The sequence below is a fragment of the Candidatus Methylomirabilota bacterium genome, assembly GCA_035764725.1.
Lineage (GTDB): Bacteria > Methylomirabilota > Methylomirabilia > Rokubacteriales > CSP1-6 > DASRWT01.
On sequence record DASTYT010000117.1, the window covers coordinates 1 to 17,646 of the forward strand.

Below are 17,646 nucleotides of genomic sequence, written 5' to 3' on the forward strand. Positions count from 1 at the left end.
CGCCAAGGAGCTCCGCACCGGCAAGGAGGCGTCCATCGCGGTGCGCCCGACTTACGGCCTCACCGAGGCCGAGGTGGAGCGCATGGTCGATGAGTCCTTCGAGCATGCCGAGGCCGACGTGGCCGCGCGGCTCTTGATCGAGGCGAGGACGGAAGCGGACAACGTGATCAACCACGTGGAGCGGGCGCTCACCCAGGGCGCGCAGCTCGCCGAGGCCGGTGAGCTCGAGCGCATCCGCGCCGCCGTCGCCGCCCTGCGCGACGCGCGCGGCGGGGACGACCGCGAGCTCATCCACGGGCGCACCACCGCGGTGAACAAGGCCACGGAGCGACTGGCCGAGGCCATGATGGACGCCGCCCTCAAGGGGGCGCTGGCCTCCAAGCGGGCGGACCGTATCCTGGAGTCCTCCTGATGGCGAAGCACAAGGTGACGTTCCTCCCTCAGGACGTGACGGTGGAGGTGGACGACGAGAAGTACCCGCTGGCCGATCACGGGAAGCCCGGCTCGGTGCTGGACATAGCCCTCGCGCACGACATCGACCTCGAGCACAACTGCGGCGGCTCCTGCGCCTGCACCACCTGCCACGTGATCGTGCGGGAAGGGGAGGGCAATCTCTCGCCCATGGAGGCGGACGAGGAGGATCGCCTGGACACCGCGGAAGGCCTCACCCTTCACTCGCGGTTAGGCTGCCAGGCCATCGTGCGGGGCGACGTCGTGGTGGAGATCCCCAAATAGCCATGAAGTGGAGCGACACCGAGGATATCGCCATCGCGCTGATGGAGGCGCATCCAGACACTGATCCGCTCACCGTGCGCTTCACCGACCTGCACAAGTGGGTGGTGGCGCTCGAGGACTTCGACGACGACCCCAAGGCCTCGAATGAGGGCCTCCTCGAGGCCATCCAGATGAAGTGGCACGAGGAGTACCGCGACCGATGATTGGCGAGCCGCAGCGGCAGGTGAGGCGAGCGGATAGGGGAATTGGCGAGCCGCAGCGGCAGGCGAGGCGAGCGGATAGGGAGAACGTCCCGAGCGGAGCGAGGGCGGGCAGGTTACCAGGCGATCACATGATCGGACGCGAACACGAGATCGAGCAGCCCCGCGTAGTCGAGGCCGTCACCCAGGCGCAGGATGCGCGCGCCCGACGGCACCGGGGGAGCCGCGCCGCCGTCGAGCAGCACCACCGTGATCTCGGCGCCGGGCTCGGCGCCCGCGATCACCGGGCCGGCCAGCGTGTCCGCGTCTCGGGGGACGAGGTGGAGGTAGCGAGCCATCAGAAGACGAGGTATCGTTGGGCGCGGCGGGCCAGCTCCGCGACGGCGCCCTCGGCCACCGGGACGACCGGGTGGCCTTCCACGTTCCACTCCGCGTCGCTCGGCGGCGTCCCCACGATGTGGAACGGCACGTTGAGCTTCCGGAGGGCGGCGCGGAACTTCGCGATGTCGTCGCCATCCACGAGGTCATCGGTGTCCTCGTCGAGCAGATGGACGGCGGGACCGGTGAGCACTACCATCACGTCGTTCTCGCCGGCCACCACGCCGAGGGCGATGCGCATGGCCTCGTTGGCGCGATGGGACGCGCGCGGGTCCTCCGAGATCACCACGAGCACGGGCAGGCCGTCGGCCACGGCGTCAGTTCAGGGCGACGAAGCGGTCGGTGCCGCTGATCACGTCGGTGAGCACCACGAGGCCGCAGTTGGTAGCGCGGTCCGACAGAGGAAGACCGCGCTTCTGGCAGCCGTAGGCGCACACGAAGAGGCGGGCGCCGCGCTCCGCGAGGGCCTGGACGCGCGGGTCCTCCACGGCGGTCACGCCGTCGTCGATGAGGTAGAGGTACACCTGCGCGCCGCGATCGAGCGCGGCGTTCCCGAGCCCCAGCGCGGTGGCGAGATTGGCATGCTCGGGCGCGGTCGAGACCATCAGGCCGAGCTTTTTCCCCGCGGGATCCATGGAATAGAAAGCGTAGCATCGCGATGAGGGAGGGTCAATGAACCGGCGAGTCTATCTCGATCACAACGCGTCCACTCCGGTGCATCCGGAGGTGCTGGAGGTCATGCTTCCGTACTTCTCGGAGCGATACGGCAATCCGTCGAGCATCCACGGCTTCGGCCGCGAGGCCCGCGAGGGGCTGGACACCGCCCGCGAGCGGATCGCGGGCTTCCTCCGCGTCGGCAAGGAGGAGGTCGTGTTCACCTCCGGCGGCACCGAGTCGGACAACATGGCCATCAAGGGGGTGGCGGCCGCCCGCGGGCGCGGCCATCTCATCACCTCCGCGGTCGAGCATCATGCGGTGCTCCGCACGTGTGAGACGCTAGCCAAGCAGGGCTTCGACCTCACGGTACTGCCGGTGGACGGCTACGGCATGGTGAGCCCCGACGACGTGCGCCGCGCCATCCGGCCGGACACGATCCTCGTGACGATCATGCACGCCAACTCCGAGGTCGGCACCATCCAGCCGGTCAGCGAGATCGGGCGGATCACGCGCGAGCGCGGCGTCACCTTCCACGTGGACGGCGTCCAGACCTTCGGCAAGCTGCCGCTGGACGTCGAGGCCCTCGGCATCGACCTCCTGTCCTTCTCCGGCCACAAGATCTACGGGCCGAAGGGGATCGCCGGGCTCTACATCCGCAAGGGCACCAAGATGGCTTCGGTGCAGCACGGCGGCGAGCACGAGCGCCGCCGCCGGGCGGGCACAGAGAACGTGCCGGGCGCGGTGGGGCTGGGCAAGGCGGTGGAGGTGCGCGCCCGCGACATGGCGGCGGAGGAGACGCGAGTCCGCGCCCTGCGGGACCGCCTCTGGACGGGCCTCTCCAGCCGGGTGCCGGAAGTGCGCCTGAATGGGCATCCGACCGAGCGGCTCCCCGGCACCTGCAATGTCTGCTTCCGTCACATCGAGTCCGAATCGATCGTGCTCGGCCTGGATCTCAAGGGCATCGGTGTCTCGGCGGGCTCGGCCTGTACCGCGGGAAGCGTGGAGCCGTCCCACGTCCTTGTGGCCATGGCTGTCCCGCTCGACTGGGCGATGGGGACGGTCCGGTGCTCGCTGGGACGGAGCACCACGGCGGAGGATATCGACTACGTGCTGGACAGCATCGAGCCCCTGGCCGGCAAGCTGCGCAGCCTCTCGCCCGTGAGGGCCTGAGGGAGGCCGCGCGCCCGCCATGCGCTACTCCGACACGCTCATCGAGCATTTCCGACATCCTCGCAACGCGGGAATGATGCGCGATCCGGACGGGGTGGGCGAAAGCGAGTACGCCGAGTGCATGGACCTCGCGCGCGTGTTCCTGCGAGTGCGGGAGGGACGGATCGAGGACGTGCGCTTCCAGACTTACGGGTGCGGACCGACCATCGCGGCGTCCAGCGCCGCCACCGAGCTGATCCGGGGCGCCGCCCTCGCGGACGTGCTGGAGCTGGTCGACGCGCAGGTCGACGCGGCGGTGGGCGGGCTGCCACCCGACCGCGCCCATGCCGCCCAGGTGGTGACGGCGGCGATCCGGGCGGCCGCGCGCGACGCGGCGGCACGGTCGGGCACAATTTCCCCTCAAGGAGACTGAGGCCATGCTCGCCAAGATGAGACGCGACGTTCGCACCGTCCTCGAGCGGGACCCCGCGGCTCGCTCCGCCCTCGAGGTGGTGCTCTGCTATCCGGGTGTCCACGCCATCTGGCTGCACCGCATCGCGCACGCGCTCTGGAATGGCGGACTGACGACGCTGGGCCGGCTCGTCTCGCATTTCAGCCGTTTCGTCACCGGGATCGAGATCCATCCCGCCGCCAAGCTGGGGCAGGGGCTCTTCATCGACCACGGCATGGGCCTCGTCATCGGCGAGACGGCCGAGGTCGGCGAGAACGTGAGCCTCCTCCAGGGCGTCACCCTCGGGGGCACGAGCGTGCGGCGGGAGAAGCGGCATCCGACCCTGGGGGACAACGTGACAGTGGGCGCGAACGCCACCATCCTCGGCGGCTTCACCATCGGGGCGGGGAGCCGCATCGGCGCGGGCTCGGTGGTCGTGCGCGAGGTGCCGGAGAACTCGGTTGTCGTCGGCGTCCCGGGGCGGGTAACATATCGAGACGGGCGTCGCGTGCGCGGCGAGATCGACCTCAACCAGGTGGACTTGCCCGACCCGCTCGCGCGGACGGTGGAGCACCTGCTCGACCGCATCCGGGCGCTCGAGGCCGAGCTGGAGGCGCTGAAGCAGCCCGCGCGGGAGCGCGAGGCGGAATAGAGCGCGGCGGAATAGAAAAAAGGAGAGCGCGTGGTTCCGAAGGACACGATGAGCATCCAGGAAGCGTCGCAGTACCTGGCCATGGACGAGCAGACCGTCACGCGCATGGCCAGCGAGCGCCAGATCCCCTGTCTCCAGCACGACGGCAAGTGGCTCTTCTCCAAGAAGTCCATCGACAAGTGGAAGGCCCGCCAGGCCCCGGCCCGCGCCTGACTCGCGACGCCGCGTGGCGGATACTCACCGAGTTCACCCGCTCCGATAGCCTTCGCAAGCACGCTCTCGCAGTCGAGGCGACCATGCGCGCCTACGCCGGACGATACGGCGCCGAGCCGGACACCTGGGGCATCGCGGGCCTGCTCCACGACTTCGACTACGAGATGCATCCCGCTGGGCCCCAGCACCCCCTGAAGGGCGCCGAGATCCTCGCCGCGCGGGGCGTGGCCCCCGAGATCGTGTACGCGATCCTCGCCCATGCGGACTACGCGGGCTGCCCGCGCCGCTCCCTCCTCGACCGCGCGCTTTACGCCTGCGACGAGCCGTCCGGCTTCATCACCGCGTGCGCGCTCGTGCGCCCAGGCCGCGCCATCGCCGGGCTCGAGGCCGGCTCGGTGATCAAGAAGCTCAAGGACAAGGGCTTCGCGCGATCGGTCAACCGGCACGATATCTACCGGGGCGCCGAGGAGCTCGGCGTGCCGCTCGAGGCGCATCTGGGATTCCTCGTCGAGACGCTGACCGCCTCCGCACCCGCGCTCGGCCTCGAGGGCCCCGCGCGCTAGTCCCATGGCCGGATCCGCGCCGGCGATCCGGACCGTGCTCCACGTCGACATGGACGCGTTCTACGCGGCGGTGGAGCAGCGCGACCGCCCCGAGCTGCGAGGCCGTCCGGTGGTGGTGGGTGCGAAGCCCGGCGGGCGCGGCGTGGTGTCGGCCGCCTCGTACGAGGCGCGGCGCTTCGGCATCCACTCCGCCATGCCGATCAGCCGTGCGTACCGCCTGTGCCGGGACGCCGTGTACCTCCCCGTCGACATGGACAAGTACGCGGCGGTGTCGCGCCAGATCATGGCCTTGCTCGCAGAGTGGACGCCGCTGCTGGAGCCCGTGTCCATCGACGAGGCGTTCCTCGACGTCACTGCCAGCCGCGCGCTGCGCGGCGACGGGCCCACCATCGCCCGGGACATCAAGGCCCGCATCCGGGCCGAGGTTGCCCTGACCGCGTCGGTGGGCGTCGCTCCTAACAAGTTCGTGGCGAAGATCGCGTCCGACCTCGAGAAGCCCGACGGTCTCGTCGTGGTGGAGCCCGGCCAGGAGGCGGCCTTCCTCGCGCCGCTGCCGATCGGTCGGCTCTGGGGCGTGGGGCGCGTCACGGGGACCGAGCTCCAGTCCCTCGGCATCCTCACCATCGGCCAGCTCGCGAGCCTGCCGCCGGCCACGCTGCTGGCGCGCTTCGGCGAGAGCCATGGGCCCGCGCTCGCGGAGCTCGCCCGGGGCCTCGACGACCGCCCCGTGGAGCCCTTCGGCACGCCCAAGTCCATGGGCGCCGAGGAGACCTTCGGCACGGACCATCTCGACGTCGAGCGGCTCCGCGCCACCTTGCGCGCCCAGGCCGAGCGCGTGGCGCGCGAGCTGCGCGCCGAGGGGTATGCCGGCCGCGTGGTCACGCTGAAGATCCGCTTCGCGGATTTCTCGACCTACACGCGCGCGCACACCGGCGAGCCCACCCAGGATGGCCTGCGCGTCTACCAGGAGGCCTGCGCGCTGCTCGATCGCGTGAACCTGAGCCAGCCGGTGCGGCTGATCGGGGTCTCGGTGTCGGGCCTCGGCGCGGCAGGACAGGGCCAGCTCGCGCTGTTCGGCCCCGATGCCGCTCGGCAGGAGCGGCTGGGGCGGGCGCTCGATCGGCTCGTCGAGCGCTTCGGCGGGGATGCGGTGCAGCCCGCGAGCCTGCTGGGGCGCCGCTCGCGACGCCGCAGCGGCCCGCGCGGGCCGGCCCGCTGAGCGCGGCACGGCGACGTCCGATTGCCTTCGTCCCGGCCTTCAGATAGACTCACTGAACAGCGGTTCATTCGTCGCCGGGAGACTCCATGGAACGTCCCATCGCCTACGACAAGCTGGCCCGAGAGGAGCGCTTCGTGCGGATGCGGGCGCGCGACGTGGCCCAGATCAAGGTCGACCAAGGAGAGCCGCCGTTTCCCGATCTGAGTAGCCGCGACTCCATCAAGGAGCGCGTTCACGGGATCATGGTGGGCGAGATGCAGGCCATGGAGGGCGCGGGCCGCAGCGTCTACGACTTCCCGGACGCGCCCTGGGAGTTCACGATGGACATGGCGCGCCAGGTCTGGGACGAGTCGCGCCACCTCGAGATCTACCTGCGCCTGCTGGAGCACCTCGACGGCTACGTGGGCGAGTATCCCGAAACCACCATTCTCTGGCGCTGTGCGTGCGCCGAGGACGCGGCAGCGCGGGTGGCCGGTGTCAACCGCGGCCTCGAGGGCTTGGCCTGCGACGTGTTCAATCAGCTCGTGTACATCGCCCGGAAGATGGGGGATCCCATCCTGGAGCGGGCGGTGGACTTCGTGCTCGCCGACGAGATCACCCACGTGCGCATGGGCTCGAAGTGGCTGACCCGGCTGACCGAGGGCGACCCCGAGCGGCGCCGGCAGGCCATCGCCTTCCAGGAGACCATCGACGAGCGCTTCAACCTCGGCGGGGTGCGCCAGGACGGCGATCACGAGCAGGTGCTGATCTCGATCGCCACCGAGGCGCGACAGCTGGGCGGGTTCACCGACGAGGAGATTCAGCGCCTCATCAAGACCACCCAGCGCTCGCAGGTCTACTAGCCTCGATGTATCCGCTGGACGGCATGTATTCCGTCGAGCACTCCGCTCGGCTGATCCGTCACTACCGCTACACAGTGGAGCGCATGATGCGCGTGATGGGCGGCTGGCTGGCCCTGACGCCCGAGATCTCCGCCAAGCTCCTCATGGGGCGCCACGTGTGGGACAACGCCCAGCACGCCGACGCGCTCGGCCGACGTCTCCCCGAGCTTCGGGCGCACGCTCAGGAATCTGCGCCCGCCAATGAGGCGATGGTTGCCTTCATGGACGCGTTCGAGTCGCCCGAGACTCCGGAGCGCACGGTCGAGCGCCTGGTCGGTCTGTATCGCGTCCTCAAGCCCCATCTCCTCGCCGCGTACGAGCACCACCTCCGCGACGCCAACGCGGTCTACGAGCCGCCCACGCGCCGGCTGCTCGCGCGCTGCGCGGAGGACGAGCGGCGCCACATCGCGGCGGGCGAGCGCGTGCTCGCGCACCTCACGCCGACCGCGGAGTCGCGCCAGCGCGCGGCCGCCTGGCAGACGCGGCTCGAGGCGCTGCTGGCCGCGGCGGGCGGGGTCACCGGCGAGGGCCTGCCGCCGACGGCGGCGCGGGTGTCATCCCCCGAGGGCGACGCGGAGGCGGAGGAGTTCATCCGGCTCGAGACGCGTTCCGCGAGGTGGCCGCTGCCCGATCCGCTGCGCGCGGCGGTGCAGGCCATGGGTGATGCGCTCGTCGCCCGGGACGGCGGTGGGGTGCGCCGCTGGCTGGCGGATCCCGGGCTCTGGAGCGAGGCGGCGGAGTCGGCCCTCGCCGCCGGGCGCTTCACCAGCCACGCGGTGGTGGCGGTCGCGCGAATCGGCCGCCAGCTCCTCGTCAAGATCCGTCTCGACGGTCCCAGCGTCTCCGCGACGCTCGCCGCGCGCTGGGCGGGAGGCCCCGACGGCTGGCGCGCGCACGCCCTCGACGTGGCGCGCCTCGAGCCCGCTCGCTCCGCCTGAGCTGGTGCTGCCGAGCGTCCTCGTCGCCAATCGGGGGGAGATCGCGCGCCGGGTGATCCGCGGCTGCCGGCGCCTCGGGGTGCGCGCGATCGCGGTGTACTCCGAAGCCGATGCGGGATGGCCGCACGTGGCCGAGGCCGACGAGGCCGTGCTGATCGGGCCCGCGCCAGCCCGCGAGAGCTATCTGGATTTCGAGCGCGTGCTCGGCGCCGCCCGCAAGACCGGGGCGCGCGCGGTGCATCCCGGCTACGGCTTCCTCTCCGAGAACTGGCGCTTCGCCAAAGCCTGCGAGGAAGCGGATCTCGCCTGGATCGGCCCGCCATGGCGGGTCATCCAGCAGATGGGCGACAAGGTCGAGGCACGGCGCCGCATGCGCGAGGCCGGGGTGCCGGTGGTGCCGGGCAGCGAGGGCGCCCTCGACTCGCTGGAGGCGGCGGGGGTGGTCGGCGGGCGCATCGGCTACCCCCTCATGCTGAAGGCGGCGGCGGGCGGTGGCGGGATCGGGATGGTGCGCGTCGCCGACGCCGCCGCGCTGCCCGCCGCGTGGGCCTCGGCGCAACGCCGCGCCCAGGCCGCGTTCGGCTCCGGCGCGCTCTTGGTCGAGCGCTACGTGACCGAGCCGCGCCACGTCGAGGTGCAGGTGTTCGGCGACACCGGCGGGCAGATCGTCCACCTCCACGAGCGCGAATGCTCGATACAGCGCCGCCACCAGAAGCTCATCGAGGAGAGCCCGGCGCCCGCCCTCGATCCCGAGGTCAAGGCGCACCTGGTCGAGGCGGCGGTACGGGGGGCCCGCGCGGTGGGCTACGTGAACGCGGGCACGATGGAGTTCATCGTCCAGGGCCGCGAGGCGTACTTCCTGGAGATGAACACCCGCCTCCAGGTCGAGCATCCGGTGACCGAGGAGGTCACGGGCCTGGACCTGGTCGAGTGGCAGCTCCGCGTGGCGTCCGGCGAGCCGCTGCCGCTCCCCCAGGACAAGATCGCGCAGCGGGGCGCCGCGCTCGAATGCCGGATCTACGCGGAGGATCCCGCCAAGAACTTCATGCCCTCGCCCGGCACCATCGCGCGACTCACGCTCCCCGCGGGGCCGGGCGTGCGGCTCGAAGCCGGGGTCGCGGAGGGCGTCCAGGTTTCAGTACACTACGATCCGCTCTTGGCCAAGGTCGTCACGCGGGGCGACACGCGCGAGGAGGCGATCGCGCGGATGCAGGCGGCGCTGGAGGGCTTCCTTGTGGAGGGGGTACGTACCGTCATTCCCTTCCACCAGCGCGTGCTGGCGAGCGCCGCGTTCCGGGCCGGCCGGGTCCACACTCAGATGGTCGAACAAGGAGGCTTCAATGCCTGAGGAGGTCAAGGCCCACATCACCGGGGTCGTGTTCCAGATCACCAGCAAGGCGGGCGACCGCCTGGCCGCCGGCGATCCCGTCGTCGTGCTGGAGTCGATGAAGATGGAGATCCCGGTCGAGGCCCCGCGCGCCGGGGTGGTGCGCGAGATCAAGGTGGCCGAGGGCCAGACGGTGCAAGAAGGCGACACCATCGCCGTCATCGATTAGGAGGCCGGCATGAGCGCCGCGCTGATCCGCGAGCACTACGACTATCACCGGTGGGCGAACCGCCGTCTCTTCGACGTCGCCAATGCGCTGGGGACGGAGGCGACCGGCCGCGACCTCGGCAAGCACTGGAGCTTTCCCACCCTCAAGGGCATGTTCGCCCATCTCTACGCGGCGGACTCGGTGTGGCTGACCCGCTGGAAGGGCCAGTCGCCCACGCGTCTCCTCGGCGACAAGGACTTCGCGTCGATGACCGACCTGCGCGAGAAGTGGGACGCCCTCGAGGCGGAGCAGCGGGCCTTCGTCGAGGGGTTGAAGGACGCGGACCTCACCCGGCCCGTCGAGTACAAGAACACCGAGGGCGCCCAGTTCCGCGTGGCCCTGGGGCCGCTGCTCCAGCACGTGGTGAATCACGCCACGCATCACCGGAGCGAGGTGGCCACGATGCTCACGATCATCAGCGGCTCGCCGCCGGACACGGGGATCAATACCTACCGCGTCACCGTCGTCAAAGGATAGGGCAAGCCGCAGCCGTAGGCGAGGCGAGCAATATGAAGATCGAAAGAACCGCGCGCCTGCCATGGGGATGAAGGAGCTCGTCGAGGCGCTGCGTGCGCGGCGCCAGCGGGCCCTCGCGATGGGCGGGGCGGATGCCATCGTTCGGCAGCACGCCGAGGGCAAGCTCACGGTTCGCGAGCGGATCGACCGGCTCTTCGACCCCGGCTCCTTCCAGGAGATCGGGCTCCTCGCCACCCACGCCAACGTGTCGCCGGCGATGAAGGGGAGGGAGACGCCCGCCGACGGCGTCGTCACCGGCTTCGGGCGCATCGGCGGCCGGCCCGCCTCCCTCATCGCCTACGACTTCACGGTGATGGCGGGCTCGATGGGGCGCACCGCCGAGGTCAAGTGCAACCGCGCGCGCGAGATCGCTCTGACCAAGCGTATGCCGATGATCTGGCTCATCGACTCCGCGGGCGCGCGGATCCAGGAGGCCATCGGCTCGACCTTCGCGGGCTCGGGGTTCCTCTTCAGAGAGGAATCGATCATGTCGGGCGTGGTCCCCATGGTGGCGGCGATGATGGGCCCGGGCGCCGCCGGCACCGCCTACATCCCCGCGCTGTCCGACTTCGTGCCGATGGTGAAGGGAACGAGCCACATGGCGCTGGGCGGCCCACCCCTCGTGAAGGCGGTGGTGGGCGAGGACGTCACGCCGGAGGAGCTGGGCGGGTCCAAGGTCCACACCGAGATCTCGGGCGTCGCCGATCTCGAGGTCGCGGACGACGCCGCCTGCCTCGAGGCGGTCAAGGACTACCTGTCCTACTTTCCCTCGTCCAACCTCGAGTCACCCCCGGTCGCGCGGTGCGACGACCCCGCCGAGCGCAAGGACGAGTCGCTCCTCACCATCGTGCCCGACAGCGCGCGGCGCGCCTACGACGTCAAGAAAGTCATCGCCGCGGTCGTGGACCACGGACGGATGTTCGAGATCAAGCCCGGCTGGGCGCGGAATCTCGTCACCGCGCTGGCCCGCCTCGGCGGGCGGCCGGTGGGGGTCGTGGCCAATCAGCCGATGGTGCTGGGCGGAGCCCTCGACGTCGACGCCGCCGACAAGGCGGCGCGGTTCATCATGCTCTGCGACGCCTTCAATATTTCCCTTGTGTTTCTCCAGGATGTGCCGGGCTTCCTCGTGGGCTCCAAGGTGGAGCGGCAGGGCATCATCCGCCATGGGGCCAAGATGCTCTACGCGGTCAGCGAGGCCACGGTGCCCAAGCTCACCGTGGTGCTGCGCAAGGCGTACGGCGCCGGCTACTTCGTCATGTGCGGGAAGGCTTACGAGCCCGACCTCATCGTGGCCTGGCCCACCGCGGAGATCTCGGTGATGGGACCCGAGGGCGGGACCAATATCGTATTCCGCAAGGAGATCGCCGCCGCGGCCGACCCGGACGCGGAGCGAGCCCGCCGGGTGGAGGACTTTCGCGCCCTGATCAATCCCTACATCGCGGCCGGTGGGGCGCTGATCGACGACGTGATCGATCCGCGCGAGACGCGGCCGGTGCTCATCGGGGCGCTGGAGATGGCGCGCACCAAGAAGGTCGAGAGGCCCTGGAAGAAGCACGGGATCATGCCGGTCTAGCTGTGCCGGTATCTGAGGGGGTCGCCGGCCTCGTCAGGCCGCGACCCCTCGGTCGACTTGATCGCCCGGCCCATGGACGACCGGACGCCCTGGCTCCTTCCCGCGAGCGGGAAGAAGCCAGGCGGGTACGGAATCAGTTCTCGACGAACGCCTTCAGCGCACGCCCGCGAAGCGGGTGCCGGAGCTTGCGGAGCGCCTTGGTCTCGATCTGACGGATGCGCTCGCGCGTCACGGAGAAGCGCTTGCCCACCTCTTCCAGCGTGTGCTCGCCCTCCTCGCCGATGCCGAACCGGAGCCGCAAGATCTCCTTCTCCTTCGGCGACAGGGTGGCCAGCGCGCGGTCGACCTGATTGGTCAGGTCCTGGCTGATCAGGCTGTCGTTGGGCGACTCCGCCGTCTTGTCCTCGAGGAAGTCGCCGAGGTCGGAGTCCTCGCCGATCGGCGTCTCGAGCGACAGGGGCTTCCGCGACGACTCCAGGATCAGGCGCACCTTGCGTGCGGGCACGCCGGTCCGCCGGGCCAGCTCCTCCGGGGTGGGCTCGCGGCCCATCTCGTTGACCATCAGGCGATTGACGCGCGAGATGCGGTTGAGCGTCTCCACCATGTGCACCGGGATGCGGATGGTGCGCGAGTGATCGGCGATCGCGCGAGTGATGGCCTGCCGGATCCACCACGTGGCATACGTCGAGAACTTGAAGCCACGGCGGTACTGGAAGCGGTCCACCGCCTTCATGAGCCCGAGGTTGCCCTCCTGGACCAGGTCCAGCAGCGACAACTCGCTCCCGAGATAGCGCTTGGCCACCGAGACGACGAGGCGGAGGTTGGCCTCCATCAGCTCCTTCTTCGCCTGGCGGACCACGCGGTCGTGGCTCTCGATCTCGGCGAGGGCGGCGAGCAGCGGCTTGCGCGCAAGGCCCGCCTCGGTCTCCAGGGCGTGCAGCTCGGCCCGACCGGTCGCGGCGCGCATCCGCTCCGCGAGCTGGCGGACCTCGACCACGAGCCCGTCGATGAGGGCCGGCTTGAGCGGCAGCTTCTCGACGATGCTCCGCACCGAGGCGCCATTCTGCGCGATCCACTTGCCGTAGTTGGCTCGCGTGGACGCGGCCCGGCGCTTCGCCGCCAGCGACTCGCGGAGCCGCTGGCTCTCGCGCTCGAGCCGCCGCATGCGCGCAAAGGCGGTCATGATCGGACGCACCTGCTCCGGGCTGGGCTCGCCACCCTCGGGCAGGATGATCACGTCGTCCAGGGGAACCTCGGAGCGGCGGAGCCGATCCACCAGCACGAGCAGCCGATCGACGGCCATCGGAATGTCGGCGAGCGCCCCGCGCAGCTTGATCTGGCCCGCCTCGATGCGCTGGCCGATCTCGACCTCCTGCCGGGCGGTGAGCAGGCGAACTTTACCGATCTCCTTCAGGTAAATCCGTACCGGGTCCTCCCCTTCCGCCGGGGAGGGCCGGAGCGCCTCCTCGCTGAGCCCGGACTCTTCGGCGGCAGGCTGCAGCTCCTCCCGCTCGTCCTCGACGCCGACCTCGGTCTGCGGCTCGGTGGGCTTCGGGCGGAGCACACGCACCGAGGCACGTCGCTTAGGACGAGGTGCCTCTGTAGTCGGCCAAACAACCGCCACTTCAGCCGTATTCGCCGTCTGAGTATCCCTAAAGGTCATCGCGGCCCTTCCATTTCCTGATTACCTACCGGTGAGCTGCCGGCCAAGCCGACACGTCCATCCAGATATTTAGAGGGCGCCGACCCTTCTGTCGTTTCAGGACGTGTGGCCTGGAAACGCCCAGCCGTCGCGCACGGTTTCCCCCGTCGTGCAAGTTGAAAGACGCGTGCCAACCCGACCGTATTCGCGAGGGGAAAACCGAGCCGGGAGGGGCCTGCCTATTCCGAGGGCTCGAGGGTGAGGTCGAAGCCGATCGTGACCTCGTTGCCCACTTTGAAGAACAGTCGGCTGGGCGGCTGGACGCCGAAATCGGTGAGCCGGATGCGGGACTCCCCGCGTACCCATACGCGATCCTCGCGGAGGCGAACCCGAGCCAAGAACGTGACGGATCGCTCCACGCCGCGCAGGGCGAGCCCGCCCTTGACCGTGAGCAGGGTATCGGCCGAAGGTGTCACCGCGTTGAACGACGGCTCGACGCTGCCGATCGTGAACCGGATCTCCGGGAACCGGTCGACGTCGAGCACCTTGCGCATGTCGCGGTCCCGGGTCTCATTCCCGGTGCGGAGCGCGGCGACGCGGACCCGGGCCACCCCCGTGATGCTGGCGCGGAGATCGGCGGTGTCGATCTGGAACTCCCCGGTCACGCCCTCGCCGCGGCCGCTGAAGTCGCCCAGCTGGTGCGTGGCGTCGAAGGTCACCACGCTCTTGGCGGGATTCGGGAGCCAGCGGCGCGATTCTGCCGAGGCGGGGAGGAAGAGGACCGTGACCAGCATCCCCGCCAGAAGGGTGCGCAAAGTCACGCCGGTGGGATACCATGGCACCTACGCCCGGTCAATGGAATGGGACTTCCCCCGGGACGAAACCGACACCGATCGGCACGGACGGCCGGCTCGATCCCGCCGCCGCGCCTTCTACGAGGAACCCGATGACGACGACGGTCCCCAGCGCCTCCTACAGCTTCACCGTGCGGCTGGAGATCCAGAACAAGCCGGGCATGCTCGGCAAGGTCACCTCCGCCATCGGCAAGGCCGGGGGCGACATCGGGGCGGTGGACCTGGTCGAGGTGACCGGGGGACGGGTGCTCCGCGACATCACCATCAAGGCCCGCGACAGCCAGCACGGCCTGGGGATCATCGAGAGCCTCCGCGGCCTGGCCGGCATCAAGGTCGCCAATATCTCGGACCGGACGTTCCTGATGCACCTGGGCGGCAAGATCGAGATCAAGAGCAAGGTGCCGCTCCGGACCCGCGACGACCTCTCGATGGCCTACACCCCGGGGGTGGCGCGAGTGTGTCTGGCCATCAAGGAAGATCCCTCCCGCGCCTTCACCCTCACGATCAAGCACAACTCGGTCGCGGTGGTGACGGACGGCACTGCCGTGCTGGGCCTGGGTGATATCGGCCCTGAGGCAGCGCTGCCCGTGATGGAAGGCAAGGCCATGCTCTTCCGCGAGCTCGCCGGCGTCGACGCCTTTCCCATCTGCCTCAATACCAAGGACCCCGACCGGATAGTGGAGACCGTGAAGAACATCGCCCCAGGCTACGGGGGTATCAACCTGGAAGACATCGCCGCGCCCCGCTGCTTCGAGGTGGAGAGCCGGCTGCGCAAGGAGCTGGACATCCCGGTCTTCCACGACGACCAGCACGGGACCGCGGTGGTCGTGCTCGCCGCGCTGCTCAACGCGCTCAAGATCGTCAAGAAGGACCGCAAGCGTCTCAAGGTGGTGGTCACCGGCGTGGGGGCGGCAGGCACCGCCACCATCAAGATCCTGCTCGCCCTCGGGGTGCGGAACATCATCGGCGTGGACGAGCACGGCACCATCCACCGGGGCCGGGCGGTAGGCATGGACTTCATGAAGAGCTGGGTGGCCGAGGCCACCAATCCGCAGAACGTCCGCGGGCGGCTTGCCGACGCGGTCAAGGGCGCCGACGTGTTCATCGGGCTCAGCGTGCCCAACATCCTCAGCGTCAAAGACCTGCGCAGCATGGCGCGCGACCGTGTTGTGTTCGCGATGGCCAACCCCGATCCCGAGATTCGGCCCGAGGAAGCGGAGCGCCACGTCCGGGTGCTCGCCACCGGCCGCTCCGACTACCCCAATCAGATCAACAACGTGCTCTGCTTTCCCGGCTTCTTCCGCGGCCTGCTCGACTCGCGCGCGCGCACGGTCAACGACGAGATGAAGCTCGCCGCCGCGCACGCCATCGCAAGCTGCGTGGGGAAATCCGAGCTGAGTCCCGAGTACATCATCCCCAGCGTCTTCAACAAGAAGGTGGCCCCCGCGGTCGCCCGCGAGGTGGTGCGCGCCGCGCAGCGAACCGGCGTGGCCCGCCGCCGCCGGCGCGCCGAGGGCCAGCTCTGGTTCTGAGAACCGGGTGGCCGCGCCGCGCTCGTCCGCCGTTCGCTGGTCGGTGGTCATACCCGCCTACGACGAGGCGCGCCGCCTCCCGCGCTATCTCCGTGACGTGGTGGCCTACTTCGACGGCCACGGCGAAGCCTACGAGGTCTTGGTCGTCGACGACGGCAGCGGGGACGACACCGCCGAGCGCGTGCGCGAGCTGGTCGCGGAGCATCCCGAGGTGGCGCTGGTGTCGCTGCCCGTGAACCGAGGTAAGGGCGCCGCGGTGCGGACCGGCATGCTGCAGGCGCGGGGCGCGCTGCGCCTCATGGCCGACGCCGACGGAGCCACGCCGATCCTCGAGGTCAAACGCCTCGAGGCCGCGGTGCAGGCGGGCGCCGACCTCGCGGTCGGCTCGCGTGCCCTCGTCGACCCGTCGGTGGTGGTCCACGCCCGTCCCCATCGGCGGATCTCCGGCCGCGTCTTCATCGCCATCACGCGCGCCCTCGGCGTCCGGCAGGTCGTGGACACCCAGTGCGGGTTCAAGCTCTTCCGGGGCGGGGTGGCGGACGCGCTCTTCAGCGTCCTGCGCACCGAGGGCTTCGGCTTCGACGTCGAGCTGATCCTGCGCGCGGAGCGCCGCGGTTACCGCATCGCCGAGGTGCCGGTGAACTGGACGGATCAGCCCGGCTCCAAGGTGGGCGTGCTCAAGGACGGCCCCCGCATGCTCGCGCAGATCGTCGCCGCGCGCCTGCGGATCGCGCGCGACGCGCGGGAGGCGCGCGGATGATCGCCCGCCGGGCGCAGGAGATCGAGCCCTTTCTGGCGGTGGAGGTGTTCCAGCGCGCCCAGGCCCTCGAGCGCGAGGGGGCCGACGTGATCCATCTCGAGTTCGGCGAGCCCGACTTCGAGACGCCGCCGGTCATCCGCGAGGCCGCCGAGAAGGCCCTCAAGGACGGGCGCACCCGCTACGCGCACACCCTCGGCATCCTCCCCCTGCGCGAGGCCATCGCCGAGCACTACGAGACACGCTATCGAGTGCGCGTCTCGCCCGACCAGATCCTCGTCACCGCGGGGACGTCGCCGGCCATGCTGCTGCTCTTCGGCGCCCTGCTCGAGCGCGGCGACCAGGTGATCCTGTCGGACCCGCACTACGCGTGCTATCCCAAATTCGTGCGGTTCGCGGAGGCCGAGCCGGTGTTCGTCGACGTGCAGGAGGCGAACGGCTTCCAGCTCCACGCGGAGACGGTGGCGGCGGCCCAAACCGCACGCACGCGGGCGCTCCTCATCAACTCGCCCGCCAATCCCACCGGCACCGTGCTGGCGCCGGAGCACATGGCGGCCCTCGCCCGGCTCGGACCCTGGATCGTGTCGGACGAGATCTACCACGGACTCACCTACGAGGGGCCCGAGCACACCATCCTCGAGTTCACCGACCGCGCCTTCGTGCTGAACGGCTTCTCGAAGGCCTACGCGATGACGGGCTGGCGCTGCGGCTACGTGATCGCCCCGCGCGAGTTCATGTCCGCGCTCACCGCGCTGCACGGAAACTTCTTCATCTCGAGCAACGAATTCGTGCAGTGGGCGGCCCTCGCCGCCCTTCGCGAGGCGGGCCCCGACGCCGCGCGCTTCCGCCGCATCTTCGACGAGCGGCGGCGCGTCATGGTGGACGGTCTGCGAAAGATCGACCTTGGCGTGGCCACGCTACCCACCGGCGCCTTCTACGCCCTGGCCAACGCGAGGGCCTTCACCGCGGACTCGCTTCGCTTCGCCTTCGATATCCTCGAGGCGACCCACGTGGCGGTGACGCCGGGCGTGGACTTCGGCCGGAACGCCGAGGGCTATCTTCGCTTCGCTTACGCCAATTCCCTCGAGCGCATCGAGGAAGGGCTGGCGCGCCTCGGGCGCTTCCTCGCGGAGCGGGCGCG

23 protein-coding genes are annotated in these 17,646 nt (G+C 70.1%); 18 read left to right on the plus strand and 5 right to left on the minus strand.

Annotation, left to right across the window (positions count from 1 at the left end):
• The 3 genes from VFX14_19030 to iscX all read left to right on the plus strand — a co-directional run.
• Positions 1-412, plus strand: a 412-nt coding sequence (locus tag VFX14_19030) for an Hsp70 family protein (GenBank protein HEU5191787.1), incomplete at its 5' end; no start/stop codon positions are given.
• Positions 412-735 (plus strand): 2Fe-2S iron-sulfur cluster-binding protein, encoded by a 324-nt coding sequence (locus tag VFX14_19035; GenBank protein ID HEU5191788.1) that lies wholly within the window; start codon positions 412-414, stop codon positions 733-735. The genes VFX14_19030 and VFX14_19035, both read left to right, overlap by 1 nt.
• Complete coding sequence (gene iscX, locus VFX14_19040) at positions 732-938, plus strand: Fe-S cluster assembly protein IscX (protein HEU5191789.1); 207 nt, start codon at positions 732-734, stop codon at positions 936-938. The genes VFX14_19035 and iscX overlap by 4 nt, the downstream gene beginning before the upstream one ends.
• A gap of 113 nt (positions 939-1,051) precedes the next feature.
• Here iscX and VFX14_19045 read toward each other — a convergent pair whose 3' ends face one another.
• From VFX14_19045 to VFX14_19055, 3 genes are read right to left on the minus strand one after another with little or no spacing between them, the layout of a single operon-like run.
• On the minus strand, positions 1,052-1,273 hold the full coding sequence (locus tag VFX14_19045) for a hypothetical protein (GenBank protein HEU5191790.1): 222 nt from the start codon (positions 1,271-1,273) through the stop codon (positions 1,052-1,054).
• A complete protein-coding gene (locus VFX14_19050) occupies positions 1,273-1,626 on the minus strand; it encodes a DsrE family protein (GenBank protein HEU5191791.1) in 354 nt (117 codons plus the stop codon). The genes VFX14_19045 and VFX14_19050 overlap by 1 nt, the downstream gene beginning before the upstream one ends.
• A gap of 4 nt (positions 1,627-1,630) precedes the next feature.
• On the minus strand, positions 1,631-1,948 hold the full coding sequence (locus VFX14_19055; GenBank protein HEU5191792.1) for a DsrE family protein: 318 nt from the start codon (positions 1,946-1,948) through the stop codon (positions 1,631-1,633).
• A 37-nt stretch (positions 1,949-1,985) separates the two neighbouring features.
• Between VFX14_19055 and nifS the strand changes: the two genes are divergently transcribed.
• The 12 genes from nifS (at position 1,986) to VFX14_19115 (ending at position 11,720) form a co-directional block, all read left to right on the plus strand.
• The gene (nifS, locus tag VFX14_19060) at positions 1,986-3,140 is read left to right on the plus strand and encodes a cysteine desulfurase NifS (GenBank protein HEU5191793.1); all 1,155 of its coding nucleotides are present in this window, start codon (positions 1,986-1,988) and stop codon (positions 3,138-3,140) included.
• 19 nt (positions 3,141-3,159) lie between these two features.
• Positions 3,160-3,552 carry an iron-sulfur cluster assembly scaffold protein gene (locus VFX14_19065; protein HEU5191794.1) on the plus strand — a complete coding sequence of 131 codons (393 nt, stop codon included), beginning with the start codon at positions 3,160-3,162 and terminating at the stop codon, positions 3,550-3,552.
• A 4-nt stretch (positions 3,553-3,556) separates the two neighbouring features.
• On the plus strand, positions 3,557-4,222 hold the full coding sequence (gene cysE / locus VFX14_19070; protein HEU5191795.1) for a serine O-acetyltransferase: 666 nt from the start codon (positions 3,557-3,559) through the stop codon (positions 4,220-4,222).
• A 30-nt stretch (positions 4,223-4,252) separates the two neighbouring features.
• On the plus strand, positions 4,253-4,435 hold the full coding sequence (locus VFX14_19075) for a helix-turn-helix domain-containing protein (GenBank protein ID HEU5191796.1): 183 nt from the start codon (positions 4,253-4,255) through the stop codon (positions 4,433-4,435).
• Positions 4,402-4,998 carry an HDIG domain-containing protein gene (locus VFX14_19080; protein HEU5191797.1) on the plus strand — a complete coding sequence of 199 codons (597 nt, stop codon included), beginning with the start codon at positions 4,402-4,404 and terminating at the stop codon, positions 4,996-4,998. The genes VFX14_19075 and VFX14_19080 overlap by 34 nt, the downstream gene beginning before the upstream one ends.
• A 4-nt stretch (positions 4,999-5,002) precedes the next feature.
• On the plus strand, positions 5,003-6,217 hold the full coding sequence (locus tag VFX14_19085; protein HEU5191798.1) for a DNA polymerase IV: 1,215 nt from the start codon (positions 5,003-5,005) through the stop codon (positions 6,215-6,217).
• Between the two features lie 86 nt (positions 6,218-6,303).
• Entirely contained in the window at positions 6,304-7,059 is a 756-nt protein-coding gene (locus tag VFX14_19090) for a DUF455 family protein (protein HEU5191799.1), read from the plus strand.
• A 5-nt stretch (positions 7,060-7,064) separates the two neighbouring features.
• Positions 7,065-8,036, plus strand: a complete 972-nt coding sequence (locus VFX14_19095; protein HEU5191800.1) for a hypothetical protein — start codon at positions 7,065-7,067, stop codon at positions 8,034-8,036.
• A gap of 4 nt (positions 8,037-8,040) precedes the next feature.
• Positions 8,041-9,384: a biotin carboxylase N-terminal domain-containing protein gene (locus tag VFX14_19100; protein ID HEU5191801.1), complete on the plus strand. Its 1,344-nt coding sequence runs from the start codon at positions 8,041-8,043 to the stop codon at positions 9,382-9,384.
• A complete protein-coding gene (locus VFX14_19105) occupies positions 9,377-9,592 on the plus strand; it encodes a biotin/lipoyl-binding carrier protein (protein ID HEU5191802.1) in 216 nt (71 codons plus the stop codon). Before VFX14_19100 ends, VFX14_19105 begins: the two co-directional genes overlap by 8 nt.
• 9 nt (positions 9,593-9,601) lie before the next feature.
• A complete protein-coding gene (locus VFX14_19110) occupies positions 9,602-10,108 on the plus strand; it encodes a DinB family protein (GenBank protein ID HEU5191803.1) in 507 nt (168 codons plus the stop codon).
• A 61-nt stretch (positions 10,109-10,169) separates the two neighbouring features.
• Entirely contained in the window at positions 10,170-11,720 is a 1,551-nt protein-coding gene (locus VFX14_19115; GenBank protein HEU5191804.1) for an acyl-CoA carboxylase subunit beta, read from the plus strand.
• A gap of 133 nt (positions 11,721-11,853) precedes the next feature.
• Here the strand turns inward: VFX14_19115 and VFX14_19120 are convergent, their stop codons facing one another.
• Positions 11,854-13,290, minus strand: coding sequence for a sigma-70 family RNA polymerase sigma factor (locus VFX14_19120; protein ID HEU5191805.1), 1,437 nt, complete (start codon positions 13,288-13,290; stop codon positions 11,854-11,856).
• Positions 13,291-13,601: 311 nt separating this feature from the next.
• The gene (locus VFX14_19125) at positions 13,602-14,183 is read right to left on the minus strand and encodes a YceI family protein (protein HEU5191806.1); all 582 of its coding nucleotides are present in this window, start codon (positions 14,181-14,183) and stop codon (positions 13,602-13,604) included.
• Positions 14,184-14,308: 125 nt separating this feature from the next.
• On the opposite strand from VFX14_19125, the gene VFX14_19130 reads away from it, so the two are divergent.
• From VFX14_19130 to VFX14_19140, 3 genes are all read left to right on the plus strand, one after another.
• Positions 14,309-15,748 (plus strand): NAD-dependent malic enzyme, encoded by a 1,440-nt coding sequence (locus VFX14_19130; protein ID HEU5191807.1) that lies wholly within the window; start codon positions 14,309-14,311, stop codon positions 15,746-15,748.
• A 7-nt stretch (positions 15,749-15,755) separates the two neighbouring features.
• Positions 15,756-16,508 carry a dolichyl-phosphate beta-glucosyltransferase gene (locus tag VFX14_19135; protein HEU5191808.1) on the plus strand — a complete coding sequence of 251 codons (753 nt, stop codon included), beginning with the start codon at positions 15,756-15,758 and terminating at the stop codon, positions 16,506-16,508.
• Positions 16,505-17,646 (plus strand): pyridoxal phosphate-dependent aminotransferase (locus VFX14_19140; protein ID HEU5191809.1); only part of this gene is annotated, 1,142 nt, incomplete at its 3' end. The genes VFX14_19135 and VFX14_19140, both read left to right, overlap by 4 nt.